The organism is Streptomyces sp. NPDC054834 (assembly GCF_053611185.1).
In genome coordinates this window covers 77,928-103,827 of sequence record NZ_JBSGZV010000027.1, presented here as the reverse complement: position 1 = coordinate 103,827, position 25,900 = coordinate 77,928, and the positions used below count along the sequence as shown (strand labels likewise).

Below are 25,900 nucleotides of genomic sequence, written 5' to 3'. Positions count from 1 at the left end.
AGTAAAACATATGCTAAATTCGTTGGTATGAGCTGTGCGACCCCCCGCCGTCTTCCCCTCGCCGGCGTTCTGCGCCTGGGCCGGCCGTCCGACATCTGGTTCAAGCCCGCGCTGAGCGTGGTCGCCGCGGTCGCCCCGCCCAACCTGGCCCTGCTCGCGCTCGGCCGCCTGGACCTCGCGATGTACACGATGGCCGGATCGCTGTGCGCGCTCTACGGCCACAACCGTCCGTACGCCGCCCGGGCCCGCGCCCTGGCGTGGGTGGTGCTCGGCATGGTCGCCGGGCTCGCCGCCGCCCTGCTCACGGCCTCGCTCACCACCGATGCCGTCGTCCTGGTCACCGTTGGCGCCCTCCTGGCCGCCGTGCAGAAGGCGGTGTGCGACGCCACCCGCGTCGGCCCGCCCGGGAACGTGGTGCTGACCTTCATCAGCTCCGCGTCCCTGTTCGTGCCGCAGACCCTCGGCCAAGTGCCCGGCCACCTGGCGCTGGCCGCGGGAGCGGGCGCCTGGGCCTGGCTGGTCGGCATGGCGCCCGGCCTGCTGCGCCCGTACGGCCCCGAGCGCCGTGCCACCGCCCAGGCCCTGAACGCCGCCGCCGCGTACGCCGCCACGCGCGGCACCGGCGACGGCCACGCCCGCACCCGTGCCGCCGCGGCCGCCGCCGTACACGCCGCCTGGCAGTCGCTGCTGTCCACCGGTACCCGCGTCGACCGCACCCGCCGCGCCCTCGAACGCCTGCTCGTCCGCGCCGAGGTCGCCCTCGCCGCACCCGCCGACACCGACCCGGAGCGGCTGCGCGGCTGGGCGCGGGCCCTGCGCGGCACCGGCCGCGTCCCCCGGACCGACCTCCCGGATGCCGCCGACGCCGACGAACTCCTCGGCGTGGACGCCGAGCGCGCCGCCCCGCACCCCGCCTGGTGGCGCGCCCTCGGCCCGCTCGCCCCGATCGCCGCCCGCACCGCGATCGGCTGCTCGCTCGCCGGATACGCCTCCCTCGCCCTGGGGATCGGCAGGCCCTACTGGGCCGTCGTCACCGCCGCCTCCATGTACCAGGCCAACGTCACCCTCACCTGGAGCCGGGGCGTGCAGCGCGTCGTCGGCAACCTGGTCGGCGTCCTGTTCTTCGCCGCCCTCGTCCCGGTGGCCCACCTGCACCCCGCGGCCCCGGTGCTGTGCTGCCTGGCCCTCAACTTCGGCGCCGAGGCGCTGATGGGCCGCAACTACTGGCTCGGCAGTGTCTGCGTCACCCCGATGGCGCTGCTGATCACCGAGTTCGCCCGGACGCAGGACTCCTCCGCGCTGATCACCGAGCGGGTCGTGGACACCCTGGTCGGCGCGCTCGCCGGCTTCGTCGCCGCCGTCGCCGTCACCAACCGGCGGGCGGGCGACCGCCTCGGACACGCCCTGACCGCGGCCGAGCGGGCCCGCGAACGCGCCGCCCGCCTGCTCGCCGAGCCCCGCCCGGAGCCCCGCGCCCTGGAAACCGCCCGCCGCTCGCTGGCCGCCGCCCTGGTCGAACTGCGCGCCACGGCCGACGCCGCGTCCGGCGAGTGGTGGCAACGCGCCCTGCCCGAGGAGCGGGTCGTGCTCGCCGAGCAGTCCGGACACCGTACGCTCGCCGCGACGGTACGAGGCCAGGGGCCACGCCCCTCGGCCGGGACGAGGACCACGGAGGACGTACGGCCATGACGGGGACCAACGGACGACCGGCGGCCGACGGCGACGCGGCGAGGGGCGACACCGTCGCCGTGGTCGTACGGCAGTGGCGGGCCGTCCACCCCGAGCTGGACACCGGGCCCATGGAGGTCATCGGCCGCATCAACCGCTGCGCCGCCCTCCTGCAACAGGCCGAGGACGCCCCGCTGCGCCGTGCCGGGCTCAGCCGACCCGAGTTCGACCTGCTGGGCGCCCTGCGCCGCACCGGCCACGAGCTGACCCCGAGCGAGCTGGCCCGCGAGACCTTCTCCTCCGGCGCGGCCGTCACCAAGCGCCTCAAGCAGCTCACCGAGCGCGGCCTGGTCGAGCGCCGCGGCGACATCCGTGACCGCCGGGTCGCCCATCTGCGCCTCACCGACGCCGGCCGCGCCCTCGTGGACAGCATCCTCCCCGAGCAGCTCGCCTACGAGACGGCCGTCCTGTCCGTCCTGGCCCCGGAAGCCCAGGGGGAGCTGGCCGGCCTGCTCGCCGAGCTGCTGACCCGGCTGGAGGGACGGATGGGCGCCCTGCGCGCGTGAGCGGTGCCCGTCGCCACCGTTGACGCGGACCGGAGGTGATCCCTACGGTCGTCCCGTCCGGTTTGCCGACTGGTGTACGAAATCACGGACAAGGGATGGTGTCGTGACCGCCGCAGACTCCGCCGCCCACACGCTCACCGTCGACCTCGGCACCGACACCGGCCCCGTCCACGGCGGCGCGAGCGGCACGCTGTACGGGCTGTACGGCGACGGCGTGCCCAGCCGCAACGTCGTCGAGGGCATGCACGTCCGCACGGTCTCCACCAAGGCACAGGACGGCACCCAGCACCCGGGCGGCGACGCCCTGGAGGTCCTGCCCTCCTTCGTCGAGGCGGGCGGCCGGGACGTGTACGTCTACATGACCGACATCTACCGCGGCTTCCCCTACGAGTGGCCCGGCGCCACGGGCGAGGAGCGGCTCGCCGGCTTCCGGGCCCGGGTCCGCCGCCAGGTCGAGCAGGTGCTCACGCTCGGCCCCCTCGCGTCCCACGTCGTGTACGTGCCCTTCAACGAGCCCGAGGGCAACATGTTCGGTACGGGGGAGTGGAGTTACGACACCGTCTCCTGGCGGGACGACCCGGCCCGCTACTTCGCCGCCTGGCAGGACCTGAGCGGGCTCATCCGGGACCTGCACCCCGGCGCGCGCATCGCCGGGCCCAACACGTGCATCCTGTACGAGGAGGTCCGGGGCTTCCTGGAGTTCGCCCGCGACCACGGCGTCCTCCCCGACGTGGTCACCTGGCACGAGCTCTCGTCACCGGACGAGATCCGCCGGAACGTCGCCGAGTACCGGCGGATGGAGCGGGAGCTGGGGATCGGCCCGCTGCCGGTCAACATCAACGAGTACGCGCACAACTACCACCTGTCCGTGCCCGGCCAGATGATCCAGTGGATCGCCGCCCTGGAGGAGTGCAAGGTCGACGCCGACATGGCGTACTGGAACATCGACGGCAACCTCAACGACTCCGCGGTGGAGGCCAACAAGGGCAACGGCCAGTGGTGGCTGTTCAACGCCTACGGACAGCTGACCGGCAACACGGTCCGGGTCGCCGCGCCGCATCCCAACGTGCAGTACACCCTCCAGGGCGTCGCCGCCCTCGACCGGGACAAGCGCCAGGCACGGGTGCTCTTCGGCGGCGGGAGCGGCGGCGCCGACCTCGTCTTCGCGGGCGTCGACCCGGAGGTGTTCGGCACCGTCGTGCACGTACGGCTGCACGAGATTCCATGGACGGGCCAACTGGGTTCCTCGGCCCAGCCGTTGCGGCTCGCCGACCTCGAACTTCCCGTCGACGACGGCAAGCTGACGGTGCATCTGCCCGGCCTGGAGGAGATGTCCGCCTACCAGGTGATCATGTCGCCCGGCGGGAACGGGGCCGCTCCGGTGCCGCCCTCGGTCGGCTGGCGGCGGACGTACGAGGCCGAGGACGCGGCGCACAGCGGTGACGGCCACGTCGTGCACGGGCCCGAGGGATCCCCGGCCGACGTGGAGAAGTTCGCCACCTCCGGCGGTCATCACGTCGGCGGCCTGCGCACCGGTTCCGACCTGGTCCTCGCCTTCGACGTCGAGGTCCCGCGCGACGGGACGTACGACGTCGCCGTCTTCGCGAACTCCCACAATCTCGCCGAGGGCGTGCGCGAACAGGGCCCCACCAACGTCTTCCTGCGCGTCGACGGCGAACGGCCGCAGGAGCTGCGGCTGCCCCTCGGCTACAAGTGGGCGGTCTGGGGCCGCACCGACACCCGGGTGGAGCTGACCGCCGGCCGCCACACGCTCACCCTGGCCGCCCGCGACGCCGACCTGGGCGTCACCCGCGGCGACGCGGTCGTCGACCGGCTCGACCTCGCCCTGCGCGACGAGCACGTGACCGCGCCCGCACTGTACGACGCCGAATACGCCTCGCTCGGACACGGAGCGCGGGTGAGCCACGCGCATCGCGGTTCCTCCGGACCCGGCACGGTCGTCCTGCCGCGTGGGGGCACCGCCACCTTCTGGGTGCATGCGTCCGCCGACGGCGAGGCGAGTGTCACCGTCGACCTCATCGGACCGGGCGAGGGCCTGCTCACGGTCAACGGCGAGGAGCTCGGGCCCGTCGAGCGCAGTGCGGTATCGGTCTTCCTGGCCGGCGGCATCAACAAGATCACGGTCACGGGGGAGTCGGACCGGCTCATCCTGGACCGGCTGCTGGCCGGACCGTCCCGCGGCCTGCTGCCCGCCGCCACGTACCAGGCGGAGGACGGTGTCCTGACGGGACGGGCACATGTCACCGGCGCCCACACCTTCGCCACCGGCGGCAAGGCGGTGGACGGCATCGGAGCCGGACCGGCGAACTCGCTCACCCTGACCGTCCTGGCCGAGCGCGCCGGACGGCACGCGCTGACCATCCGCTACTCCAACGGCGAACAGGCGCCCGCCACCCACTACAACCCAGACCCGGTCTGCCGTCACGCCGACATCTCCGTCAACGGAGCCGACCCGCGGCGCCTGCTGTTCCCGACCACCTTCCACTTCAACAACTTCTTCGAGCTCTCCGTCCCCGTCACCCTGCGCCGGGGCGACAACACGGTCGCCTTCACCGCCGACGAACTCCCCGACTTCGACGGCACCGGCCGCAACGCCCACGGTCAGCGCTCCGCGCACGCCCCGGTCATCGACCGGGTGACGGTGACACCACTGAGGTGACCGGTCCGGAGGGGATCAGCTCTCCTCGCCCGGCCGGTACACCCCGAAGGCCGCTCCTGCGGATCCCGCAGCACCGCGATGCGCCGGCCGCCGGGGACGGAGGACGGCTCCGTGACCACACCGCCGCCCGCTCGTACCGCCACCTCCGCCGTCGCGTCCACGTCCGCCACCGCGAAGTACGGCATCCAGTGCGCGGACAGCTCCGCCGGGAACCGGTCGCCCATCGCCGCCATCCCGCCGAAGTCCGCGCCGTCGATGCCCCACTGCGTGTACCACTCGGAGGCGTTGACGCTCCAGCCGAAGACCGTGGTGTAGAAGTCCCGGGCCCGATCGGTGTCACGGGTCGCCGGCTCCACCCAGCCCAGTGAGCCCGGCGCGTTGAACAGTCCGGCGCCCGGGAAGGCGCGCGCCTGCCACAGCTGGAAGGCCGCCCCCGTCGTATCGAGGGCGACGGCGAAGCGGCCGACGTCGAAGACGTCCATCGGGCCGAGGATCACCGTGCCGCCCGCCTCCTCCACGTGCCGCGCCGCCGCGTCCCCCATGTGCGCGACCGTGTAGCCGCCCGCCTCCTGGCGCGGATCCGTCTCGGGACGCCAGCCGAACAGTTCGGCGTAGAACCGCTTGGCCCCCTCCAGGTCGCTGGTCCCCAGCTCCGTCCAGCAGGGTCCACCGGTCACCGGCCCGTCGAGCTTCATGGCAGCACGCCAGGGCCTGTTTCAAAAGCTGTCAGGGCCGCTCTGGCCCCGGCTGTGCAAAGCCTGCGAGAGCGCGGTCATGCTGATGTCGACGATCGTGCGGAGCTGCTTCTGGCTCGCCCGGGCCCTGCTCATCACGGCCAGCGACTGGTTGACCGCCGTGATGTGAGTGGCGTAGTTCTCGGCGTCGCCCTCGGCCAACTCCGCGGTGTTCAAGGCGGTCCGCAGCCGCGCACGCTGAAGCCCCACAGCTTCGATCGCACGCGTGGCGATAGCGGCGCTGAGCGCTGGTGTCGCCATCGCGGTCTGAGCGACCAGACATCCGTCCGGCACGTCGGGGTCGGCGATGCGTTGGAGGGTGACCTCGAAAAACGCCTGTATCGCCCGTAGCGGTTCCCCGCATGCACCGGAGGAAAGCGCCTGGTCGTACCTGTCTCCATACCGGACGGCGTAGCGGTCCAGGCAGCGCAGGTAGAGCGAGTCTTTGTCGCCGAACGAGGAGTAGATGGAACTTCGGTTCAATCCGGTCGCCCTGGAGAGGTCGTCGAGCGAGGTGTCGGCGTACCCGGCCCGCCAGAACTGGACCATCGCCGCGTCGAGCACGACGTCCACGTCGAACTGCTTCTTCCCGGCCATCCCGCATGCACCCCGTTCTTGAGCCAATCAATCGTGGCCTTGCCCATCCTATCTTGAACTGAACAGTCCAAGATGAGTTAGAGTGGAGGCATGGCCGACGCCAACACCGCCCCGCACCGCCCTCCCGACCAGAACCAGGTCCGCGAGCTGCCGCTGCGCGACCTCGCGGGCTTCACCCACCGCTGGGTCGACGCGGAAGGAATCCGGCTTCACGCCGTGGAAGGCGGTCGGTCGAACGGCCCCACAGTCGTACTGCTCGCCGGATTCCCGCAGACCTGGTGGGCTTGGCACAAGGCGATGCCGCGCCTTGCCGAGCGCTTCCACGTGATCGCGATCGACCTGCCGGGACAGGGCCACTCCGATCGTCCCCAAGGGAGCTACGACACTCACACCGTCGCTTCGCGCGTCCAGGCCGCGCTGACCGCGCTCAACGTGCCGAAGTACTGGCTCGTCGCCCACGACATCGGGGCCTGCGTCGCCTTCTCGCTCGCCCTGAGGTACCAGGACCGCCTGCACGGCGTCGCCCTGCTCGACGCCGGCATTCCGGGAATCACCCTCCCGGACACCATCCCAACGGATCCCGAACGCGCCTGGAAGACCTGGCACTTGGCATTCCACCTGGTGCCCGAACTGCCCGAGACGCTGATCACCGGCCGCGAACGTGACTACGTGGACTGGTTCTTGAGGGTCAAGGCACTGTCCCCGAACACGTTCGACAGCGCCGATATCGACCATTACGCCGCCGCCATCGCGGCCGAGGGAGGGCTCCGAGCGTCTCTCGCCTACTTCCGCGACGCCGCGGAATCAGGGCGCAAAAACCATGACGCTCTCGCTTCCGGACGAGGGCACCTGACCATCCCGGTCCTGGGAATCTCCAGCTCCCACGGCTCGATCCCCGACATGGCCGCCTCCATCAGCCCCTGGGCAGAGAACGTGACCGGCGTCGTCATCCCGGAAGCCGGGCACTTCATTCCCGACGAGCGGCCCGACGCAACTGTGGACGCGTTGACCGAGTTCATCGATCACGCGCGTGTCGGGTAGAGCGTGTCAGGGAGTTCGCCAACACCAGATCCTCCGCGCCCTCGCCGAACTAGGGCGCGTGTGAAAGTACTGGTCACAGCCACTCATTGATGACGGCAACGGTTGCTGTGGCCCCTGTTCCACCGCCAGGTGGAGCTTGGTAGTCATTCCACCCCGGGAGCGACCGAGGTCGTGGTCAGCGGGTTCGACCTCAATCCCGCCAGGTTTGTCCCGTTGCGGGTCCCCCTTTTGCGCGCCCCGGCAGCGTGCTGATGCGCCGGCGCGATGGTGGAGTCCACCTGACGTCCCAGGTGATCAGGCCCCTTGACGTCGGCATCGGTCTACAGCTGCTCGAGTATGCGTTTCCAGATTCCGTCGCGTTGCCAGCGCCGGAACAGCCCGTAGACCGTCTCCCACTCGCCGTACCGAGCAGGCACGTCCCGCCACGGCGCGCCGGTCCGGGTCCGCCACCGTATGCCGTCGATGAGCTGCCGCTTGGGCCAGGTCGGAGGCCGTCCCGGGTTCTTGCCCACCGGCAACAACGGGCTTCTTTCGAGCAGGCCGCTCACGAGAGGCTGAGCCCATGACCGAGCACTGTTGTGAAGCGATGACGCGCCAGGTGAACTGGCTCTGCGACCAGCACCCGGACCCGTTCGACTGCCCCGATGCACTCATCGGCTTCACTCCGAAGTTCCAGGAGTACGGGCTGATCATTCACGATGGCGGCACCTCAAGCATCGGGATCGATTTCTGCCCATGGTGCGGTCAGCGGCTACCCGAGTCCCAGCGTGACCGCTGGTTCGAGGTACTGGAGAGTCGTGGGATCGACCCCTGGGCTGATGACGTCCCCGTCGACTTCCAGGACGGCCGCTGGCTGCGGCCGACGCCATAGCACCAGCTCAGACAACTCCTGCGGGCAATTTAGAAACAGGACCTGGCCCCGCCTCCGGTTCGCGGCCATCCGAAACCCCCTCGCGAACGCCGCCGAAACCCTTCCACGAACGCCGCCGAAACCCCCTCGCGGACGTCGCCGGTAGCGGCGTACGCTCGGGCCGTACCGCATCGCATGGCGGCCTTCCGATCACGCTCCGGACCGGAGGCCACGCATGTCCCAGGTACGCCCCTTCCACCGCGACGACCGCGACCAGCTGACCGAGCTGGTCAACACTCATGTCGCCGCCGTCGTCCCCGGTGTCTCCGTCTCCGTGAACACCGTGCTCAGCAGTCTGGAACGGCAGCCCGACGAGTTCGTCACCGACCCGTGGGTGGCGGAGCGGGTCACGCTCGTCGCCGAACTGCGCCGGCACATCGTCGCCGCGGCCCATCTCCTGCGCTACCGGGCCGACGCCGAGGTCGGCGCCGACTACCGGGACGCCGGCGAGATCGCCTGGTTCCTGTGGCATCCGCCGGCCTCCTTCCGGCCGGACACCGACAAGGCCGCCGACCTGCTCATGGCCGCCTGCCTCGCCCAGCTCGCCCGCTGGCAGGTCCGCGTCCGCCTCGCCTCAGGCGATCTGCCCGCTCCGGCCGTCTACGGATTGCCCAGCAACTGGCCGCACGTGCGATCCGTCTACGAGCGCGCCGGTTTCCGGCACACCGGGCGCACCGAGGTGATCCTCCTCGCCCAGCTGTCCGAGCTGCCCCGCCCCGAACCCCGGCCCGGCGTCACCGTCGAGCGCACGCTCGGACAGTGCGGCACCCGCCTCACCGCGTACGCGGACGGACAGCCCGTCGGCTTCGTCGAGGTTGACACCGTCCTGGCCCGCCCCGAGCGCCACGCCCGCCCCGCCGGGCTCGCCGACATCGGCAACCTGCACATCGACCCCGCACGGTACGGAGACGGCTGGGAGCGCCGGCTCCTGGCCCACGCCGCCGACTGGCTCGGGCTGTCCGGCGTCGACCGCCTCCTCGCCTACGAACTCGCCGACGACCACGGCGCACTCGACACGCTGCGAACCGCGGGCTTCCGCGAACTGACCCGCACGGACCGCGGCTGGGAGCACCGGCCGGAGACCTGACGGGACCCGTCAGATACCCGGCCGGTACCGCATCGGATGATCGGCCGGTACCTCCACCAGCACGATCGGCACCCCGTCCGGATCCGCGACCCACATCTCCACCAGCCCCCAGGGCTCCTTCACCGGCGGCCGGACGATCTCGACGCCCCGGGCGAGGAGTTCCTCGTGGGCCGCGGCCAGGTCCGGAACCTGGAGCCACAGCCGCAACGCCGGGGACGGCGGGGTCTCGGAGCGTCCGGACACCTCGAGGAAGCCGCCGCCGAGGAAGTAGACGGTGCCCCGGTCCGGACCCGTGCCGAACTCGCGGTAGACGGCGAGCCCGAGCCGCTCGCCGTAGAAGGACCGGGAGCGTTCGGGGTCGGTGGGGCGCAGAAGTGTCCGGCTGCTGAGTACGTGCACCATGCACCCGGAGGGTAGTGGCAGGGTTAGTCTCGTCCTGCCCTGCCGCGCCAGAGATTCGGAGACGTTTCCCCATGGACACCGCCGCTGCCGCACCGACCTTCCGTGACGCCACCGACGCCGATGTGGACGCGCTGGTCGCGCTGATCGAGTCGGCCTACCGGGGCGACGACAGCCGGGCCGGATGGACCACCGAGGCGGACATCCTGGAAGGCCAGCGGACGGATGCGGAGAGCGTGCTGGAGGTCATGAAGTCGCCGGACAGCCGGCTGCTGACGGTCGAGCGGGACGGCCGGATCGTCGCCTGCTGCCAGCTCGAACACCGCGGCGACCACGCCTACTTCGGCATGTTCGCGGTCAGCCCCGCACTCCAGGGCGCCGGCCTCGGCAAGGTGATCATCGCGGAGGCGGAGCGGCAGGCCCGCGAGAGTTGGGGTGTCACGGAGATGCACATGACGGTGATCTCCGTACGCGACGACCTGATCGCCTGGTACGAACGCCGCGGCTACCGCCGTACGGGACGGATGACGCCCTTCCCGTACGGCGACGAGCGCTTCGGCATCCCGCAGCGCGACGACCTCCAGTTCGAGCTGCTGGTCAAGCCGCTCGCCTGATCGTCACGGCGTGACCGTCACGCCGTGACCGTCACGCCGTGAAGCGGCCGGTGCGCTTGATCTCGGGGTAGTCGGTGGTCGCCCCGTCCAGGCCGAGGGCCCGCACGATCCGCAGGTGGTCCTGGGTGTTGACCACCCAGCCGATGATCCTCAGGTCCGCCTTGCGGGCGTGCTCGACGATCTCCAGGGTGAGCCGTCGGATGTTGAGGCAGACGGTCGAGGCGCCGGCCGCCACGGCCCGGTCCACCACGTCGGTGCCGTAGCGGCTGGCGATGAGCGCCGTGCGGACCCCGGGGACCAGGCGAGCGATCTCGGCGATCGCCTCGTCGTGGAAGGAGGACACCTCCACCCGGGAGACGAGGTCCCGCTCGCGCATCACCTCGGCCAGCGCCCGGGCCGCGGCGGTATCCTTGATCTCGGCCTGAAGCGGCGCCTTCACGGCGTCCAGGACCTCCTCGAACACCGGCACCCGCTCGCCGTGGCCCGCGTCCAGGGTGCGCAGCTCGGCCAGGGTCTTCTCAGCGATCGCGCCGTTGCCGTCGGTCGTGCGGTCCACGTCCGTGTCGTGCATGACGACCAGGGCGCCGTCCTTGCTCAGGTGAAGATCGAGTTCGATCAGGTCGAGGCCGGCCTGCTGGGCGGCGACGAAGGAACGGAGGGTGTTCTCGGGCTCCACACCCATGATCCCGCGGTGACCGATGGTAAGGAAGTTCAAGGTTCAACTCGCTTCCGTCGACGGCGGCTCGGCACGCGCGCGGACCGGAGGGACGTCGCTGTCCACGCGACAGGCTCGCAGCCTAATGGCCGGGTCTCGGGTTGAACCCGCACGTACGCGCGCGTTTGGGGTGATGGCCGGTCCTGACGATTGACCGGCTGGATCCGTACGGCCGTTCCTCCTACCCTCGACCGCGTCTCCCATGCCTTCGCCTGAAGCGGAAGTGTGCGTCCATGCGATGCCGGGCAGGAAAAAGAGCGGTGACCATGGAGTGACGCAGGATAATTTTCGGTGACCCCCCTTGCTGGGAGAAACGCCGTATGCGTACGGTGTGCCTACTCGAGGTTCTCCCGTGAAGGATGGGACATGACGGAAATTCTTGTGCAGGTGAGTTCGGAGGAGCAGGTCTCTCCTGCGGCCAGGGTCGTTGAGCACCCTGCGTGGCCTGCGCTCAAGGATGCCGTGGAGCAGATCCGGCCATGGCAGTCCAAGGACGGATCGATCGACTTCGACGCCGACGGCGCCCCGGGCTCGGCCGAGGCCGAGCTCGCCGTCCGCCGTGTGGTCGACGCCGTCGTCGAGCTGTCCCCGCTGCTGCCGCACGACGCCGCCTACCACAAGGCCCTCGTGGCCGACCTGCGCCGCTGGGCCGACGCCGGCTTCCAGGTGCCGGACTTCCTGGACTCGCTGCTCGCCTTCCAGCCCGCCGCCAACCGCGCCGACGGCCTGGAGCACCTCGTCGTCTTCCCGATGTACACGCAGAACGGCAACCCCGACCGCAACCTCGAGGCGGTCGTGCTGCGCATGGTCTGGCCGGACTGGCTGGCCGAGCTTGAGCGCACCCGCTACGACAACCCGCTGTTCTGCGGTATCACCTTCGAGGACTTCACGGCCGGGTACGACACCAACTCCGCCGTCCTGTTCCCCGAGACGATCGCCGTCCGCGAGGCGCCGGAACGTTTCTCCTGGGGTGGCATCTTCTGTGACCGCGAGGCCGCCCGCTTCCGCCGCGTCACCGACGCCGCCGTCGGCATCCTGGGCCTCGAACTGCCCGAGGACATCGCCGCGATGGTCCACGACCAGAAGCGCTGCGAAGAGGCCTTCGTGCTCTGGGACATGGTCCACGACCGCACCCACAGCCACGGCGACCTGCCCTTCGACCCGTTCATGATCAAGCAGCGCCAGCCGTTCTGGATGTACGGCCTGGAGGAGCTGCGCTGCGACCTCACCGCCTTCAAGGAGGCCGTGAAGCTCCAGGCGGACGGCGTCCCGCAGGCCCGTGACGTGCAGTACGCGGTGCTGCTGGACCGGATGTTCCGCTTCCCCGTCACCGGCGAGCGCGTCCGCAACTACGACGGCCTCGGCGGCCAGCTGCTTTTCGCCTACCTGCACAGGCACGACGTCGTGCGCTGGACCGACAACAAGCTCGCCATCGACTGGGAGCGCGCCCCGCAGGTCACCAACCAGCTGTGCGCCGAGATCGAGAAGCTCTACCGGGACGGCATCGACCGCCCGAAGCTCGTGCACTGGTTCGCCGGGTACGAACTGGTCTCCACCTACCTCTCCCCGCACCCGGGCTCCAAGTGGGCCAAGGGCCCCGACGCCCTGGACCTCACGCAGCCGCCGCGCAAGCTGGTGGATGACGTGCTTCCGGACGAGTTTCCGCTCAGCATGTTCTATGAGGCACTGTCGAAGAAGCTGAAGAACGTGATCGCCTCCACCCGGGGCATCACGGCGGACGGCGCCGAGAAGGTCGCCGCGTGAGTGACCGTACGAACACCGCTCAGCAGGAGGCGAAAATGGGGAACGGGGCTCTCAACGGTGCGGTGATCGCGGTCGCCGGCGCGGGCGGACCCGCCGGCCGGGCGGCGCTGCGCAGGCTGGCCGAGGCGGGCGCGACCGTCGTCGGGGCGGACAACGACCCGGAGCGGCTGTCGGAGGCCGTGGACGCGGCCCGCTACGCCGGCGGCGGCGCCACCGTCACCGGGGACACGGTGGACCTGCTCGACCTCCAGTCCACCCGCGACTGGGCCACGCACATCGAGAAGGACTTCGGCCGCGTCGACGGCCTCGTGCACCTCGTCGGCGGCTGGCGGGGCAGCGAGACCTTCACCAAGACCAGCCTCGACGACTGGGACTTCCTGGAGCTGCTGCTCGTCAAGACCGTGCAGCACACCTCCCTGGCCTTCCACGAGGCGCTTCAGCGCAGCGAACGCGGCCGGTATCTGCTGATCAGCGCGGCGGGCGCCAGCAAGCCCACCGCCGGCAACGCCGCCTATGCCTCGGCCAAGGCCGCCGCCGAGGCCTGGACGCTGGCTCTGGCCGACTACTTCCGCAAGGCCGGGGGCGCCGAGGGGCCGACGTCGGCGGCTGCCATCCTGGTGGTGAAGGCGCTGGTGCACGACGCGATGCGCGCCGAACGCCCCAACGCGAAGTTCGCGGGCTTCACCGACGTCAAGGACCTGGCGGAGGCCATCACCGAGGTCTGGACCAAGCCCGCCGCCGAAGTGAACGGACACCGCCTGTGGCTGACCGAGAAGCCGTGAACCCCCCGAAGACCGATGCCCGTCGCCATCACGACCCGCAGGTCCGCGGTTTCGCCAGTGACAACTACGCGGGCGTGCACCCCGAGGTGCTCGCCGCCATAGCCCTGGCCAACGGCGGTCACCAGGTCGCGTACGGCGAGGACGACTACACCGAGCACCTCCAGCAGATCGTCCGCAGCCACTTCGGCGCCACGGCGGAGGCGTTCCCGGTCTTCAACGGCACCGGCGCCAATGTCGTCGCGCTCCAGGCGGTCACCGACCGCTGGGGCGCGGTGATCTGCGCCGAGTCCGCGCACGTCCACGTCGACGAGGGCGGCGCCCCCGAGCGCGTGGCCGGCCTCAAGCTGCTCACCGTGCCCACCCCGGACGGCAAGCTCACCCCCGAGCTGATCGACCGGCAGGCGTACGGCTGGGAGGACGAGCACCGGGCCATGCCGCAGGTGGTGTCGATCGCCCAGAGCACGGAGCTGGGCACCGTGTACACGCCGGACGAGATCCGCGCGATCTGCGAGCACGCGCACGCCCACGGCATGAAGGTGCATCTGGACGGCTCCCGGCTGGCCAACGCGGCCGCCTCCCTGGACGTTCCGATGCGGACGTTCACCAACGCGGTCGGTGTCGACATCCTCTCGCTGGGCGGGACGAAGAACGGCGCACTGTTCGGCGAGGCGGTCGTGGTCATCAACCAGGACGCCGTCCGTCAGATGAAGCACATCCGCAAGATGTCCATGCAGCTCGCCTCCAAGATGCGCTTCGTGTCGGTGCAGTTCGAGGCCCTGCTCGCCAGGGACCTGTGGCTGCGCAACGCCCGCCAAGCCAACGAGATGGCCGAGCGGCTGGCGGAGGGCGTGCGGGCGGTGCACGGGGTGGAACTCCTCTACCCCGTCCAGGCCAACGGGGTCTTCGCCCGGCTTCCGCACGATGTGAGCGAGCGCCTGCAGAAGCGGTTCCGGTTCTACTTCTGGGACGAGGCCGCGGGTGTCGTCCGGTGGATGTGCTCCTTCGACACCACCGAGGAGGACGTGGACGCGTTCGTGGCGGCGGTCAAGGAGGAGATGGCGCGCTGAGCGCTGACCCTTCGATGTATGCATAGATATGCGGTCACCTGAAAAGTCATTGACTCTCGGGTGATCGCATTCCTATGCTCTGCGGGCATGGAGCTGATCCAGGAGACACCCGACCTGTCCGCCTATCTGGCCGCCGACGAGGTCATCGACCACCATCACCCGGTGGTCCGGAAAACGGCCGCGCGTCTCGCGAAGGACGCCGATGACTCGTATTCCTATGCGCGCCTCGCATTCGAGTTCGTGCGCGACACCATCCCGCACTCCCAGGACTCCGGCGACCCGCGCGTCACCTGGCGCGCCTCGGACGTACTGGCGCAGGGCACCGGCATCTGCTACGCCAAGGCCCACGCACTGGCCGCACTGCTACGCGCCGAGGACATTCCGACCGCGCTCTGCTACCAGAAGTTCGACGTGGTGCACGGCCTGGTCGCCGTGCGCTTCAACGGCGCCTGGCACCGGCAGGACCCGCGCGGCAACAAGCCGGGTGTGGACGCGCGGTTCTCCCTGGACGGCGAGCGGCTGGCCTTTGAACCCGACGCCGAGTCCGGCGAACTGGATTATCCAGTCCTGTACGCCGAACCTCATCCGGTCGTGCTCGCGGCGCTGAAGGCGGCACCCGACCGCCCGTACTTGTGGCAGACGCTCCCCGCCGCACTCTGAGGCGAGGCGGATTCGGGGCGAGCGCCCCCCGGGGCGCGGATCTGGCGGTTCACCCGGCCGGTGAAGCGCCGGCTGCTCCCCGGGGCCGTGGCGCCGGCGCCGGTCGGGGCGGAGCATGGCGGTTTCGCCCACCCTGCCGGAACCCGGGGGGCGGCACCCGAAGAGCCGGGGTGTCAGTGGGCCTCGGCGGCCTTGAGCTGCTCCGGGGTCGGGGCCGTGCCGCCGAGGTGGGCGGGCAGCCACCAGGAGTCCTCCGGGCCCTTGGGGCGGCCCGGGTAGGCGCGCTGGGCCGTGTCCAGGAGGTCCTGGACACGTTCGCGCAGCCGGCGGGTGATGGCGCCCGCGTACTGCTCGCGGGAGGCTTCGAGCGCTTCGCCGACGCGGATGGTGACCGGGGTGTGGCTGCGCCTGAAGTTGCGCGGATGCCCCTTGGTCCACAGCCGCTGCGTGCCCCACACCGCCATCGGGACAAGCGGTACGCCCGCCTCCTGGGCCAGGCGCGCGGCGCCGGACTTGAAGCTCTTCAGCGTGAAGGACTGCGAGATGGTCGCCTCCGGGAAGACCCCGATGATCTCACCGGACTTCAGCGAGTCCAGCGCGTGCGCGTACGCCGTCTCGCCCTGGTCGCGGTCCACCGGGATGTGCTTCATGCCGCGCATCAGCGGGCCGGAGATCTTGTGGCGGAAGACGGACTCCTTCGCCATGAAGCGCACCAGCCGCTTCTGCGGAAGCGCCGCCAGACCGTTGAAGATGAAGTCCAGGTAACTGATGTGATTGCTCACCAGGACCGCGCCGCCCGAGCGTGGGATGTTCTCCGAACCCTTGCAGTCGATCTTCAGGTCCCAGGCCTTGAACATCGTCAGGGCGAGACCGATGACGGGACGGTAGACCAGCTCTGCCATGGTCGGGGTGGACCCTCTCTGTCAGCCTGGGAAAGGGGCTCCCGGCGGGAAAGTTACGCAGCCGTAGGTTTACGGCGTCTCGCAGATCGTGCCCGAAGAACGGGCGGGTAGCCAGCCCTGGTGCCCCGCCACGGCGAGATCCTCGTCACGTCGGCCTATTCTCCACCTCGGTCTTTTAAGTCCCCTTTACTGTGTACGTACCGTCACCCGCCGGACGAGCAGGAACAACTCGCAGCCCAGGCAGTATCCGAACGCCGCGTTCAGGAAGGCGGCGGCGAGCGCCGCCCCCGTCGCCGTGAGTCCCAGCCACTCGGGTCCCAGCGTGTACCCGACCAGACCGAGCCCGGCGAAGAGAAGCCCCACCGCCTGTGCGAAACGCGGCGGTTCGGGCGCCTCGAACTCGGTCGGCGGCCCGAGCCGCGGGCGCACCGCCTTGCGGAACAGCCGGCCGTACGGTGACCGGCCCACGCCTCCGGCCGCGCCCAGCGCGAACGCCAGGGTCTGCCAGGCGAGCAGCCACGCGCTCCCGGTGACCAGTACCGCCGCCAGCACGACCGTCGTCACGGCCGCCCCGAAGCGCGGCCCCCTCACGTCGATGTCCATGAATCAAGCATTCCGGATAGGACACCCGCCGGGGAGGCGGGAATCTTTGCAGTCTCGTGAATGCTGTGCGGATGATGACCGGAGTGGTGGTGTGCGTGGCGGTGCTCGCCGTGGCGAGCGCCTACGGAGTGCTGCAACGGCGGCGGAGCGGGAGAGTACGGGTGCGCGGGCGGGACGACGGCAAGCGGCTCGGGGCGGCCGAGCTGGGCGGCGAACTCGGCGAGCGGGCCACCCTCGTGCAGTTCTCCAGCGCCTTCTGCGCCCCCTGCCGGGCGACCCGGCGGGTGCTCGGCGAGGTCGCCGGGATGGTCCCCGGCGTCACCCATGTCGAGATCGACGCCGAGGACCACCTCGACCTCGTACGCGAGCTCGAGATCCTCAAGACCCCCACCGTGCTGGTCCTCGACGCCCAGGGGCGGGTCGTGCGGCGCGCCACCGGCCAGCCCCGCAAGGCCGATGTCATCGCGGCGCTCGGCGAGGCCGTGTGAAGGACGTGACCGTGACGGTGAGGCAGCTCCCAGATCGCGGAACGTACTTGACTGGGCGCACCACCTATCGTCAGCCTGACCGTATGCCTTCGGAACTCCTTCTCTACGGACGGGTCCACGTCGACCTGGCCCGCACCGCGAGCGCGCGCTGTCCCGGCTCTTGAGCAGCGACGGACACCCACGCCACCTCCCGGAGAAGGACAACTCCATGACGGCCACACCCGATCTCGGCACCTTCCAGCTCGCCTCCCCCGACCTCCTGCGCTCCGCTTTCCGCCGGCACGCCGCGGGCGTCGCGGTGATCACCGCCCGCGGTGACGCCGGCCCGGTCGGCTTCACCGCCACCTCCCTCACCTCCGTCTCCGCCGAGCCCCCGCTGCTCTCCTTCGGCATCAGCACCGGCGCCTCGAGCTGGCCCGCGATAGCGGAGTCCGACCACGTCGGCGTCCACATACTCGGCGAACACCAGCGGGAGCTGGCCGCCACCTTCGCCCGCAGCGGCGCCGACCGCTTCGGCCCGCCCACGGCCTGGCGCGACGGCCCGGAAGGCGTGCCGGTGCTGGACGAGGTGCTGGCCTGGCTGGTCTGCCGGGTCGTCGGGCGGGTCCCCGCCGGGGACCACCGCATCGTGCTCGCCGAAGTCGTCCTCGGTGACCCCACCGGCACCGGGCGCCCCCTGCTCTACCACCAGGGCCGCTTCGGCGGTCTGCGGGATTGATCACGCGCCGTCTCTCCTGCGGAGCGGTCTGATTCCGGTTACGCTGCGTTGCGAAGGTCACAGTTCAAAGCGCTTGCTTAGCGGGAACGAACTGGGTGTACTGACGAGTAATATTTCGTTCGGAGCGCGCGGTCGCCCCGACCGGGATCGGCCGCTTGAGGCGCCTATGCTGCCTGCAAGAGGCAGACCGGAAATGTCGACGCAGTAGGAGAGCCGGCGTGAGCTTGAGGATCGTTGTCACTGTGAAGTACGTGCCCGACGCCACTGGCGACCGGCACTTCGCCGATGACCTGACCGTCGACCGGGACGACGTGGACGGTCTGCTCTCCGAGCTGGACGAGTACGCGGTCGAGCAGGCGCTCCAGATCGCCGACGACGCCGACGACGCCGAGGTCACCGTGCTGACCATCGGCCCGGAGGACGCCAAGGACGCGCTGCGCAAGGCGCTGTCCATGGGTGCCGACAAGGCGATCCACGTCGAGGACGACGACCTGCACGGCACCGACGCCATCGGCACTTCCCTGGTCCTGGCCAAGGCCATCGAGAAGGCCGGCTACGACCTGGTGATCTCCGGCATGGCCTCCACCGACGGCACCATGGGCGTCGTACCCGCGCTGGTCGCCGAGCGTCTGGGTGTCCCGCAGGTCACCCTGCTGTCCGAGGTCTCGGTCGAGGACGGCACGGTCACCGGCCGCCGCGACGGTGACGCCGCCAGCGAGCAGCTCCAGGCGCAGCTCCCGGCCGTCGTGTCCGTCACCGACCAGTCGGGCGAGGCGCGCTACCCGTCCTTCAAGGGCATCATGGCCGCCAAGAAGAAGCCGGTGGAGTCCTGGGACCTGTCCGATCTCGACATCGAGGCGGAGGAGGTCGGCCTGGACGGCGCCTTCACCAAGGTCGAGGCCGCGAACGAGCGCCCGGCGCGCACGGCCGGCACGATCGTCAAGGACGAGGGCGAGGGCGGCAAGCAGCTCGCTGAGTTCCTCGCGGGCCAGAAGTTCATCTAAGGCCCCGCAGTCGCTGACCGCCCCTCAACTTCGTTTCGCAGGAGAGCAATCCCATGGCTGAAGTCCTCGTCTACGTCGACCACGTGGACGGTGCCGTCCGCAAGCCGACCCTGGAGCTGCTGACGCTGGCCCGCCGCATCGGCGAGCCCGTCGCGGTCGCCCTGGGCAACGGCGCCGCCGACACCGCCGCCACCCTCGCCGAGCACGGCGCGGTGAAGGTCCTCACCCACGACGCCTCGGAGTACGCCGAGTACCTGGTCGTCCCGAAGGTGGACGCCCTCCAGGCCGCCCACGAGGCCGTCTCCCCGGCCGCCGTGCTGGTCCCGTCCTCCGCCGAGGGCAAGGAGATCGCCGCCCGTCTGGCGCTGCGCATCGGCTCCGGCATCATCACCGACGCCATCGACCTCGAGGCCGGCGACGAGGGTCCGGTGGCCACCCAGTCGGTGTTCGCCGCGTCCTTCACCACCAAGTCCCGTGTCATCAAGGGCACCCCGGTCATCACGGTCAAGCCCAACAGCGCCGCCGTCGAGGCCGCCCCGGCCGCAGGTAGCGTCGAGGCCCTGTCCGTGTCCTTCTCCGAGAAGGCGACCGGCACGAAGATCACCGGCCGTACGGCGCGTGAGTCGACGGGCCGTCCGGAGCTGACCGAGGCCGCGATCGTGGTCTCCGGCGGCCGTGGCGTCAACGGCGCGGAGAACTTCTCGATCATCGAGGCCCTCGCCGACTCCCTCGGCGCCGCTGTCGGTGCCTCGCGTGCCGCGGTGGACGCCGGCTGGTACCCGCACACCAACCAGGTCGGCCAGACCGGCAAGTCGGTCTCGCCGCAGCTCTACATCGCCAACGGCATCTCCGGCGCCATCCAGCACCGCGCCGGTATGCAGACCTCGAAGACGATCGTGGCCGTCAACAAGGACGCCGAGGCCCCGATCTTCGACCTGGTCGACTACGGCGTCGTCGGCGACCTGTTCGACGTCGTCCCGCAGCTCACCGAGGAGATCAAGGCCCGCAAGGGCTGATCGCCACCGGGCTGACCGAGGCCCCCGTGACCACGCCGGTCACGGGGGCCTCGCCTCATCCCAGGGACACGGATGCCTGAACGGGCAGGTGGTCGCTCGGGAACTGGCCGTCCCGCGCGTAGGTGTTGATGGTGGCCCGGTGCGTCGTGACGCCCGGGGTGGCCAGGATCCAGTCGATGCGGTCGCCGTCCGGGACGAGCGGCTGGTAGCCGTGGAAGGTCGCGTACAGCTTGCTCCGCTCGGCCGCCGTGTCCCAGGTGTCGACGAGTCCGGCGTCCAGCAGGGTGTCGTAGGCCCGGTTGTCGTGGGCCGCCGAGTTGAAGTCGCCGGTCACGAGGAACGGCAGGGAGGGGCCGAGTTCCGCGATCCGCTGAGCGATGAGCGCCGCGGCGCGCTCGCGGGCGTACTGGGAGCGGTGGTCTAGGTGGGTGTTGAGGAGGTGGAACTCGCGCCCGTCGTCCTGCAGATCGCGGAACCGGATCCAGGTGGCGATGCGGGGGAGCGCGGCACCCCAGGTGTTCGAACCGATCACCTTCGGCGTGTCGGAGAGCCAGAAGGTGTCGTGCTCCACCGGAGCCAGGCGCCGGGTGTTGTAGAAGACCGCCACGGCCTCGTCGTGACTGCCGCCCTCGCGGCCGGTGCCGATCCAGTCGTAAGTCGGTCCGAGGTCGGCGTGGATGTCGCGCAGTTGTTGGTAGAGGCCCTCCTGGGTGCCGAGGACGTCGGGCGCCTCGTGGCGTAACAGCGCCCGCATGACCGGGCGGCGGACGGCCCAGCTGTTGGGTTCGGTGGTGCTCGCGAAGCGCAGATTGAACGTCATGACGCCCAGGCGGCGGTCGGCCGGTCCGGCCGCGGAGGTCGGATCGACCACGGGGGCCGGTGTGGCGGCCGGGGCCGTCACCGTGCCGAGCAGTGGCACGGTGATCGCGGTGGCCAGTGCCGTTCTCAGGCCCCTGCGGCGGGTCATTCTGGTGGTGTCCGGCATGTGATTCCCTCCCGACGGATCAGGATGAAGGGGCGAACCGTTGTGCGAAAGAGGGCCCAGGGGTTCTTGGCACGGGGAGTGAACACGGCGGCTCGGGCTGTGGACGGGGTGTTGACCAGCGGGAAGCCGCATGGATAACTTCGTTCTACGGATTGTTGATTCCGCAAAGCGGAAAGTCTGTGGAGGGTGTGGAATGGGCCAGGGCCGGCGGGAAAAGGTGTCGACGAGCCTCGCGGGCGCCGTCAGCGAGGAGATCAGCGCCTCCCTCGCCCCGGTCGACGCGGAACTGGAGCGCCGCTACCCCGGAGACCCCGGCACCCGCCAGCCCGTGCACACCGTGTACGTCCCCGGCGACGTCTTCGCCGCCGGCGCCATCCGCTCCTGGGGCGAGCTGGCCCTCGCCGCCCTGGACGAACACGCCCCGGACGCCGCCTCCTTCGCCGCCGTCCTCGGCCTCGGCGACGACCTCGCCGAGCCGGTCCACTCCCGGGTCCGCGCCAAACTGGAGCGCGAGCCGGTCGAAGACCTGCGCGTCGACTTCGAGGACGGCTACGGCCTGCGCCCCGACGCGGAGGAGGACGAGGCGGCGGCCCGCGCGGCCCGCCTGATCGCCGAGGCGTACGAGAAGGGGACCGCGGCCCCGTACATGGGCATCCGCATGAAGTGCATGGAGGCGCCGGTGCGCGACCGGGGCATCCGCACCCTCGACATCTTCCTCACCGGCCTGATGGAGGCCGGCGGTCTGCCCGACGGGCTCGTGCTGACGCTGCCCAAGGTGACGTACGCCGAGCAGGTCACCGCCATGGTCCGCCTCCTCGAGGCCTTCGAGAAGGCGCGCGGCCTGGAGCCCGGCCGGATCGGCTTCGAGATCCAGATCGAGACCAGCCAGGCCGTCCTCGCCGCCGACGGCACCGCCACCGTCGCCCGCATGATCCAGGCCGCCGAGGGCCGCGCCACCGGACTGCACTACGGCACCTTCGACTACAGCGCCTGCCTCGGCATCTCCGCCGCCCACCAGGCGCCCGACCACCCCGCCGCCGACCACGCCAAGGCCATCATGCAGGTGGCGGCCGCCGGCACCGGCGTACGCGTCTCGGACGGCTCGACGAACGTCCTCCCGGTCGGTCCCACCGAGAAGGTCCACGACGCCTGGCGGCTGCACTACGGCCTCACCCGCCGCGCCCTGGCCCGCGCCTACTACCAGGGCTGGGACATGCACCCAGGCCACCTCCCCACCCGTTACGCGGCCGTCTTCGCCTTCTACCGGGAGGGCTTCGGACAGGCGGCGGCCCGGCTCGCCCGGTACGCCAACCGGACGGGCGGCGACGTCATGGACGAACCCGCCACCGCCAAGGCCCTCAGCGGCTATCTGCTGCGCGGCCTGGACTGCGGCGCCCTCGACCTCGCCGAGGTGGCCCGGCTGAGCGGACTGACCCGGGCCGGCCTGGAGGGCTTCGCGGCGCCGCGGCGCGGTGACCTCACGGCGTCGGCCGAATAGCGGGCCCGGGGACCGCCCGCCTCAGGCGACGTACGCCTCCAGCCCGGACACCGTCACCCACTTCCGCTCGGCGAACAGCCGTGTGCCCCGCGCGCACAGTTCGGCGTCGGCGCGCGCCCGCGCGCAGAACTGCTCGGGTGTGACGCCGAAGAGCTCCCGCAACTCGGCCGACCCCGTCAGCAGTTCGCCGATCAGGGCCCGCTGCCCGGGGTGCGCGCGGGGCGCGCCGTCCCCGTTGTGCAGGACCCCGTGCCGGTTGACGTACGCGTACGCGCCGGGCAGCGCCGAACCGTCGGCCAGCTCGATCCATACGTCGGGCGCGGGCAGCCAGGCACGGTCGAAGTTGAGCTCACTGGCGTCGATCACGGCCAGTTGCCGCGCGTCCGGCCAGACGACGAACAACTCCCGTGACGCCCCGGGCGCGCCCACGGGAGAGGCGGACACATAGCCCATGCGGCTGACGTGCGCGGAGACGCCCACGTCGAGCCCCCGCACCAGCGCCTGCACCATCGGCAGCGCCGAGGTGATCCCGAACTCGGCCAGCTTGTGGCGCAGTTGGCCGGGGCAGGCGTTGGAGCCGACCGCCACGACCGGCGTCCGGTCCTCGTGCACCAGCCGGTCCAGAGGCAGCATTCGGTCCCCGAGCAGCAGCCCGGAGCCGGCGGGCCGGGCGCCCGGATAGCTCAGCGGGTTCTCGCGCGGCACCTCGGCGAGCCCGAGTTCTTCCAGTGTGCGGCCTCTCATGGGCGGCTCAGTCCGCCGGTGGCAGCTCGCCCGAGCCGCGGGTGATCAGCCGGGTCGGCAGCTCGATGCGCTCCGGGGCGACGAGGGTGCCGTCCAGCTGGCGGAAGAGGCGTTCGGCGGCGGTACGGCCGAGCGCGGCCGCGTCCTGGGCGACGACCGTGACGCCCGGCTGGAGCAGGTCGGCGAGCTCGATGTCGTCGAAGCCGACGAGGGCCACGCGGCGGCGGTGCTCGGCGAGGACGCGGATCACGGTCACCGTCACCCGGTTGTTGCCCGCGAGGACGGCCGTGACGGGGGAGGGCCCGGAGAGCATCTCCTCGGCCGCCCGGCGCACCCGCTGCGGATCGGTGACGCCCAGGGACATCCAGGACTCCGCCACGGGTATCCCCGCGTCCTCCATGGCCGCCCGGTAGCCGCGCAGCCGCTCGGCCGCGGTGTGGATGCGGGGCATGTCGCCGATGAACCCGATCCGGCGGTGGCCGTGGGCGATGAGATGGGTGACGCCGGAGTGGGCGCCACCGAAGTTGTCGGACAACACCACATCGGCGTCGATCTTCCCGGCCGGACGGTCCACGAACACGGTCGCGACGCCGGCCTTGATCTCCGGCTCCAGATAGCGGTGGTCGTCCCCGGCCGGGATGATCACCAGCCCGTCCACGCGCCGCGCGCACAACGCCAGCGCGAGTTCCTGCTCGCGCTCCGGGTCCTCCGCGCTGGAGCCGTTGATCAGCAGGGCGCCGTGGGCCCGGGCCACCTCCTCCACCGCGCGGCTGAGGGGACCGTAGAACGGGTCGGCGAGGTCCTCCAGGATCAGGCCGATGCTCGCGGTGCGGCCCTTGCGCAGCACCCGGGCGCTGTCGTTGCGGCGGAAGCCCAGCGCGTCGATGGCCTCCTGGACCCGGCGTTCCGTGTCCGGGGTGACGCCCGGCTCGCCGTTGACCACGCGGGAGACCGTCTTCAGGCCGACGCCGGCCCGCGCGGCCACGTCCTTCATGGTCGGACGGTTTCCGTAGCGGCTCCCGGAGAGGCGGTCTCCTCGGCGGATGGTCTCGGGCACGATGCGCTGTCCTGTCCTGTCGGCCTTGTTGTCCAGGGGGTGATGCGTCGGTCATCGGTTTGTATGAGGATGTGGCGTCGAGCATAGAGCCTGGACAACGTTGTCATGCCCGCGAGAGACTGTCCATCGCAATCTCCGGCCCGCGCCCCCACCGCGACCGGCCAGCCCTTTTAACCTGGTTGACGGGGAGATATCACACTGATGCACACCGACCTCGTGACCGCGGTCGACATCGGCGGCACCAAGATCGCCGGAGCGCTGGTGGACGCCCACGGCTCCATCCTGGTGCGAGCGCAGCGCGCGACGCCCGCGCAGGAGGACGGCGACACCATCATGCGGGCCGTGGCGGAGGTGCTCGGCGATCTGACCGGCTCGCCCCTGTGGGCCCGCGCGGGCGCCGTCGGCATCGGCAGCGCCGGCCCGGTGAACGCCGCCACCGGCACGGTGAGCCCGGTGAACGTGCCGGGCTGGCGTGACTTCCCGCTGGTCGACCGGGTGCGCGCGGTCACCGGGGGACTGCCGGTGGAGCTGATCGGCGACGGCGTGGCGATCGCGGCCGCCGAGCACTGGCAGGGCGCCGCCCGGGGCCACGACAACGCCCTGTGCATGGTCGTCTCGACCGGGGTCGGCGGCGGTCTGATCCTGAACGGGCGGCTGCACCCCGGCCCGACCGGCAACGCGGGCCACATCGGCCACATCAGCGTCGACCTCGACGGCGACCTGTGCCCCTGCGGCTCACGCGGCTGCGTGGAGCGGATCGCGAGCGGCCCGAACATCGCCCGGCGCGCGCTGGAGAACGGCTGGCGGCCGGGCCCGGACGGCGACACCTCCGCCGCCGCGGTGGCCGCCGCCGCCCGCGTCGGTGACCCGGTCGCCGTGGCGTCCTTCGAACGCGCCGCGCAGGCCCTGGCCGCCGGGATCGCCGCCACCGCCACCCTGGTCGAGATCGACGTCGCGGTGATCGGCGGGGGCGTGGGCAAGGCGGGCGACATCCTCTTCGAGCCGCTGCGCAAGGCCCTCGCCGACTACGCCACCCTCTCCTTCGTCCAGGGGCTCACCGTGACGCCCGCGCAGATGGGCACGGACGCCGGCCTGGTGGGCGCCGCCGCGGCCGCACTGGCCCTGAGGCCGGACGCGACCGCGGCGGGGGTGTGACCGGGCCGCGCAGGAACGTTCAATCCCTGACGGAACCGGTCGACGGCTCAGGTAACTGAGCCGCGCGTCCGCCACGCCGGTCGAGGGGCCTCCGGGGCGTCCGCCCGCACCTCGAAGGCGACGGTGCCCATCGCCGCGCGCACCCCGAGCCCCTTGGCGTACTCGGGGGCTGAGGAACATCGGAACGGAAACTGGCGCTGAGGATCTGTCGGCCCTGGTGGGCGGCTGACGGTGCGTCGGCTCCGGGACGGGTCTGAAGTCGTCCCACAGATAACGCCCCAATAGCTGATCGCCGCCGCCGGCGCGGAGACAGCCCCCATCACCGCCCGCCTCTGGGGCGGGATACCCGCCGAGGACCTGGCCGCCGCCGGCCGCGTCCTCGCCCTGGTCACCGAGCGCGCCAACGCGGAGCTTGCGGCGCTGACCGCCTGACCGCCTGACCGCCC

General features: G+C 71.1%; 25 protein-coding genes and 3 pseudogenes. 18 read left to right on the top strand and 10 right to left on the bottom strand.

Going from position 1 to position 25,900, the window contains the following annotated elements; all coding sequences use genetic code 11:
• Nucleotides 1-27 precede the first annotated feature (27 nt).
• The 3 genes from ACWGJM_RS30670 (at nt 28) to ACWGJM_RS30660 (ending at nt 4,914) form a co-directional block, all read left to right on the top strand.
• Complete coding sequence (locus tag ACWGJM_RS30670) at nt 28-1,689, top strand: FUSC family protein (RefSeq protein ID WP_453414979.1); 1,662 nt, start codon at nt 28-30, stop codon at nt 1,687-1,689.
• Nucleotides 1,686-2,234, top strand: a complete 549-nt coding sequence (locus ACWGJM_RS30665; RefSeq protein ID WP_453414978.1) for a MarR family winged helix-turn-helix transcriptional regulator — start codon at nt 1,686-1,688, stop codon at nt 2,232-2,234. Before ACWGJM_RS30670 ends, ACWGJM_RS30665 begins: the two co-directional genes overlap by 4 nt.
• A gap of 103 nt (nt 2,235-2,337) precedes the next feature.
• Nucleotides 2,338-4,914: a cellulosome protein gene (locus ACWGJM_RS30660; protein ID WP_453414977.1), complete on the top strand. Its 2,577-nt coding sequence runs from the start codon at nt 2,338-2,340 to the stop codon at nt 4,912-4,914.
• Nucleotides 4,915-4,929: 15 nt separating this feature from the next.
• Here the strand turns inward: ACWGJM_RS30660 and ACWGJM_RS30655 are convergent.
• Nucleotides 4,930-5,609: pseudogene (locus ACWGJM_RS30655) on the bottom strand (VOC family protein).
• Between the two features lie 21 nt (nt 5,610-5,630).
• Nucleotides 5,631-6,245 (bottom strand): TetR/AcrR family transcriptional regulator, encoded by a 615-nt coding sequence (locus tag ACWGJM_RS30650; protein ID WP_453414976.1) that lies wholly within the window; start codon nt 6,243-6,245, stop codon nt 5,631-5,633.
• A gap of 90 nt (nt 6,246-6,335) precedes the next feature.
• On the opposite strand from ACWGJM_RS30650, the gene ACWGJM_RS30645 reads away from it, so the two are divergent.
• Complete coding sequence (locus ACWGJM_RS30645; RefSeq protein WP_453414975.1) at nt 6,336-7,286, top strand: alpha/beta fold hydrolase; 951 nt, start codon at nt 6,336-6,338, stop codon at nt 7,284-7,286.
• 96 nt (nt 7,287-7,382) lie between these two features.
• Here ACWGJM_RS30645 and ACWGJM_RS30640 read toward each other — a convergent pair.
• Nucleotides 7,383-7,834: pseudogene (locus ACWGJM_RS30640) on the bottom strand (IS5 family transposase); the annotation flags it as partial.
• A gap of 14 nt (nt 7,835-7,848) precedes the next feature.
• Here ACWGJM_RS30640 and ACWGJM_RS30635 point away from each other — a divergent pair.
• The gene (locus ACWGJM_RS30635) at nt 7,849-8,157 is read left to right on the top strand and encodes a DUF6980 family protein (protein WP_453414974.1); all 309 of its coding nucleotides are present in this window, start codon (nt 7,849-7,851) and stop codon (nt 8,155-8,157) included.
• Nucleotides 8,158-8,371: 214 nt separating this feature from the next.
• Nucleotides 8,372-9,283, top strand: a complete 912-nt coding sequence (locus tag ACWGJM_RS30630; RefSeq protein WP_453414973.1) for an N-acetyltransferase — start codon at nt 8,372-8,374, stop codon at nt 9,281-9,283.
• Between the two features lie 9 nt (nt 9,284-9,292).
• Here the strand turns inward: ACWGJM_RS30630 and ACWGJM_RS30625 are convergent, their stop codons facing one another.
• Entirely contained in the window at nt 9,293-9,685 is a 393-nt protein-coding gene (locus ACWGJM_RS30625) for a VOC family protein (RefSeq protein ID WP_453414972.1), read from the bottom strand.
• A gap of 71 nt (nt 9,686-9,756) precedes the next feature.
• Between ACWGJM_RS30625 and ACWGJM_RS30620 the strand changes: the two genes are divergently transcribed.
• Nucleotides 9,757-10,296, top strand: coding sequence for a GNAT family N-acetyltransferase (locus ACWGJM_RS30620; protein ID WP_453414971.1), 540 nt, complete (start codon nt 9,757-9,759; stop codon nt 10,294-10,296).
• 31 nt (nt 10,297-10,327) lie between these two features.
• On the opposite strand, the gene ACWGJM_RS30615 is transcribed toward ACWGJM_RS30620, so the two are convergent.
• Nucleotides 10,328-11,011 (bottom strand): glycerophosphodiester phosphodiesterase, encoded by a 684-nt coding sequence (locus tag ACWGJM_RS30615; protein ID WP_453414970.1) that lies wholly within the window; start codon nt 11,009-11,011, stop codon nt 10,328-10,330.
• Nucleotides 11,012-11,377: 366 nt separating this feature from the next.
• Here ACWGJM_RS30615 and ACWGJM_RS30610 point away from each other — a divergent pair, with 366 nt between their 5' ends.
• The 4 genes from ACWGJM_RS30610 (at nt 11,378) to ACWGJM_RS30595 (ending at nt 15,284) form a co-directional block, all read left to right on the top strand.
• Nucleotides 11,378-12,775 (top strand): DUF6421 family protein, encoded by a 1,398-nt coding sequence (locus tag ACWGJM_RS30610; protein WP_453414969.1) that lies wholly within the window; start codon nt 11,378-11,380, stop codon nt 12,773-12,775.
• Between the two features lie 35 nt (nt 12,776-12,810).
• Nucleotides 12,811-13,557, top strand: coding sequence for an SDR family NAD(P)-dependent oxidoreductase (locus tag ACWGJM_RS30605; protein WP_453415010.1), 747 nt, complete (start codon nt 12,811-12,813; stop codon nt 13,555-13,557).
• Complete coding sequence (locus ACWGJM_RS30600; protein ID WP_453414968.1) at nt 13,554-14,624, top strand: threonine aldolase family protein; 1,071 nt, start codon at nt 13,554-13,556, stop codon at nt 14,622-14,624. The genes ACWGJM_RS30605 and ACWGJM_RS30600 overlap by 4 nt, the downstream gene beginning before the upstream one ends.
• Before the next feature lie 87 nt (nt 14,625-14,711).
• The gene (locus ACWGJM_RS30595; protein WP_453414967.1) at nt 14,712-15,284 is read left to right on the top strand and encodes a transglutaminase domain-containing protein; all 573 of its coding nucleotides are present in this window, start codon (nt 14,712-14,714) and stop codon (nt 15,282-15,284) included.
• Nucleotides 15,285-15,457: 173 nt separating this feature from the next.
• Here ACWGJM_RS30595 and ACWGJM_RS30590 read toward each other — a convergent pair whose 3' ends face one another.
• Both ACWGJM_RS30590 and ACWGJM_RS30585 read right to left on the bottom strand, forming a co-directional pair.
• Nucleotides 15,458-16,186, bottom strand: coding sequence for a lysophospholipid acyltransferase family protein (locus ACWGJM_RS30590; RefSeq protein WP_453414966.1), 729 nt, complete (start codon nt 16,184-16,186; stop codon nt 15,458-15,460).
• Nucleotides 16,187-16,372: 186 nt separating this feature from the next.
• Entirely contained in the window at nt 16,373-16,789 is a 417-nt protein-coding gene (locus ACWGJM_RS30585; protein WP_453414965.1) for a DUF4395 domain-containing protein, read from the bottom strand.
• Between the two features lie 74 nt (nt 16,790-16,863).
• Here ACWGJM_RS30585 and ACWGJM_RS30580 point away from each other — a divergent pair, with 74 nt between their 5' ends.
• The 4 genes from ACWGJM_RS30580 to ACWGJM_RS30565 all read left to right on the top strand — a co-directional run bounded on the left by ACWGJM_RS30580 (nt 16,864) and on the right by ACWGJM_RS30565 (nt 20,015).
• A complete protein-coding gene (locus ACWGJM_RS30580) occupies nt 16,864-17,277 on the top strand; it encodes a TlpA family protein disulfide reductase (RefSeq protein WP_453415009.1) in 414 nt (137 codons plus the stop codon).
• 208 nt (nt 17,278-17,485) lie between these two features.
• The gene (locus tag ACWGJM_RS30575; RefSeq protein WP_453414964.1) at nt 17,486-17,995 is read left to right on the top strand and encodes a flavin reductase family protein; all 510 of its coding nucleotides are present in this window, start codon (nt 17,486-17,488) and stop codon (nt 17,993-17,995) included.
• Between the two features lie 218 nt (nt 17,996-18,213).
• Nucleotides 18,214-18,999: an electron transfer flavoprotein subunit beta/FixA family protein gene (locus ACWGJM_RS30570; protein ID WP_453414963.1), complete on the top strand. Its 786-nt coding sequence runs from the start codon at nt 18,214-18,216 to the stop codon at nt 18,997-18,999.
• Between the two features lie 53 nt (nt 19,000-19,052).
• Complete coding sequence (locus ACWGJM_RS30565) at nt 19,053-20,015, top strand: electron transfer flavoprotein subunit alpha/FixB family protein (RefSeq protein WP_453414962.1); 963 nt, start codon at nt 19,053-19,055, stop codon at nt 20,013-20,015.
• Nucleotides 20,016-20,070: 55 nt separating this feature from the next.
• Here ACWGJM_RS30565 and ACWGJM_RS30560 read toward each other — a convergent pair whose 3' ends face one another.
• Nucleotides 20,071-21,000, bottom strand: coding sequence for an endonuclease/exonuclease/phosphatase family protein (locus ACWGJM_RS30560; RefSeq protein WP_453414961.1), 930 nt, complete (start codon nt 20,998-21,000; stop codon nt 20,071-20,073).
• Nucleotides 21,001-21,193: 193 nt separating this feature from the next.
• On the opposite strand from ACWGJM_RS30560, the gene ACWGJM_RS30555 reads away from it, so the two are divergent.
• Complete coding sequence (locus ACWGJM_RS30555) at nt 21,194-22,498, top strand: DUF6986 family protein (RefSeq protein ID WP_453414960.1); 1,305 nt, start codon at nt 21,194-21,196, stop codon at nt 22,496-22,498.
• A 21-nt stretch (nt 22,499-22,519) separates the two neighbouring features.
• Here the strand turns inward: ACWGJM_RS30555 and ACWGJM_RS30550 are convergent, their stop codons facing one another.
• Both ACWGJM_RS30550 and ACWGJM_RS30545 read right to left on the bottom strand, forming a co-directional pair.
• A complete protein-coding gene (locus ACWGJM_RS30550; protein WP_453414959.1) occupies nt 22,520-23,242 on the bottom strand; it encodes a hypothetical protein in 723 nt (240 codons plus the stop codon).
• Nucleotides 23,243-23,249: 7 nt separating this feature from the next.
• Complete coding sequence (locus tag ACWGJM_RS30545; protein ID WP_453414958.1) at nt 23,250-24,299, bottom strand: LacI family DNA-binding transcriptional regulator; 1,050 nt, start codon at nt 24,297-24,299, stop codon at nt 23,250-23,252.
• 201 nt (nt 24,300-24,500) lie between these two features.
• Between ACWGJM_RS30545 and ACWGJM_RS30540 the strand changes: the two genes are divergently transcribed.
• Together ACWGJM_RS30540 and ACWGJM_RS30535 are read left to right on the top strand one after the other, a co-directional pair.
• The gene (locus ACWGJM_RS30540; protein WP_453414957.1) at nt 24,501-25,454 is read left to right on the top strand and encodes an ROK family protein; all 954 of its coding nucleotides are present in this window, start codon (nt 24,501-24,503) and stop codon (nt 25,452-25,454) included.
• 285 nt (nt 25,455-25,739) lie between these two features.
• Nucleotides 25,740-25,886 (top strand): annotated as a pseudogene (locus tag ACWGJM_RS30535) (MarR family transcriptional regulator); the annotation flags it as partial.
• Between the last annotated feature and the right edge of the window lie 14 nt (nt 25,887-25,900).

Coding starts and splice junctions, on each gene's coding strand:
- ACWGJM_RS30575 (WP_453414964.1), top strand. CDS start 17,486: ATGACGGCCACACCCGATCTCGGCACCTTCCAGCTCGCCTCCCCCGAC.
- ACWGJM_RS30565 (WP_453414962.1), top strand. CDS start 19,053: ATGGCTGAAGTCCTCGTCTACGTCGACCACGTGGACGGTGCCGTCCGC.
- ACWGJM_RS30540 (WP_453414957.1), top strand. CDS start 24,501: ATGCACACCGACCTCGTGACCGCGGTCGACATCGGCGGCACCAAGATC.
- ACWGJM_RS30650 (WP_453414976.1), bottom strand. CDS start 6,245: ATGGCCGGGAAGAAGCAGTTCGACGTGGACGTCGTGCTCGACGCGGCG.
- ACWGJM_RS30585 (WP_453414965.1), bottom strand. CDS start 16,789: ATGGACATCGACGTGAGGGGGCCGCGCTTCGGGGCGGCCGTGACGACG.
- ACWGJM_RS30625 (WP_453414972.1), bottom strand. CDS start 9,685: ATGGTGCACGTACTCAGCAGCCGGACACTTCTGCGCCCCACCGACCCC.
- ACWGJM_RS30610 (WP_453414969.1), top strand. CDS start 11,378: ATGACGGAAATTCTTGTGCAGGTGAGTTCGGAGGAGCAGGTCTCTCCT.
- ACWGJM_RS30555 (WP_453414960.1), top strand. CDS start 21,194: ATGGGCCAGGGCCGGCGGGAAAAGGTGTCGACGAGCCTCGCGGGCGCC.
- ACWGJM_RS30590 (WP_453414966.1), bottom strand. CDS start 16,186: ATGGCAGAGCTGGTCTACCGTCCCGTCATCGGTCTCGCCCTGACGATG.
- ACWGJM_RS30635 (WP_453414974.1), top strand. CDS start 7,849: ATGACCGAGCACTGTTGTGAAGCGATGACGCGCCAGGTGAACTGGCTC.
- ACWGJM_RS30550 (WP_453414959.1), bottom strand. CDS start 23,242: ATGAGAGGCCGCACACTGGAAGAACTCGGGCTCGCCGAGGTGCCGCGC.
- ACWGJM_RS30665 (WP_453414978.1), top strand. CDS start 1,686: ATGACGGGGACCAACGGACGACCGGCGGCCGACGGCGACGCGGCGAGG.
- ACWGJM_RS30670 (WP_453414979.1), top strand. CDS start 28: ATGAGCTGTGCGACCCCCCGCCGTCTTCCCCTCGCCGGCGTTCTGCGC.
- ACWGJM_RS30645 (WP_453414975.1), top strand. CDS start 6,336: ATGGCCGACGCCAACACCGCCCCGCACCGCCCTCCCGACCAGAACCAG.
- ACWGJM_RS30630 (WP_453414973.1), top strand. CDS start 8,372: ATGTCCCAGGTACGCCCCTTCCACCGCGACGACCGCGACCAGCTGACC.
- ACWGJM_RS30605 (WP_453415010.1), top strand. CDS start 12,811: ATGGGGAACGGGGCTCTCAACGGTGCGGTGATCGCGGTCGCCGGCGCG.
- ACWGJM_RS30560 (WP_453414961.1), bottom strand. CDS start 21,000: ATGCCGGACACCACCAGAATGACCCGCCGCAGGGGCCTGAGAACGGCA.
- ACWGJM_RS30580 (WP_453415009.1), top strand. CDS start 16,864: ATGACCGGAGTGGTGGTGTGCGTGGCGGTGCTCGCCGTGGCGAGCGCC.
- ACWGJM_RS30620 (WP_453414971.1), top strand. CDS start 9,757: ATGGACACCGCCGCTGCCGCACCGACCTTCCGTGACGCCACCGACGCC.
- ACWGJM_RS30595 (WP_453414967.1), top strand. CDS start 14,712: ATGGAGCTGATCCAGGAGACACCCGACCTGTCCGCCTATCTGGCCGCC.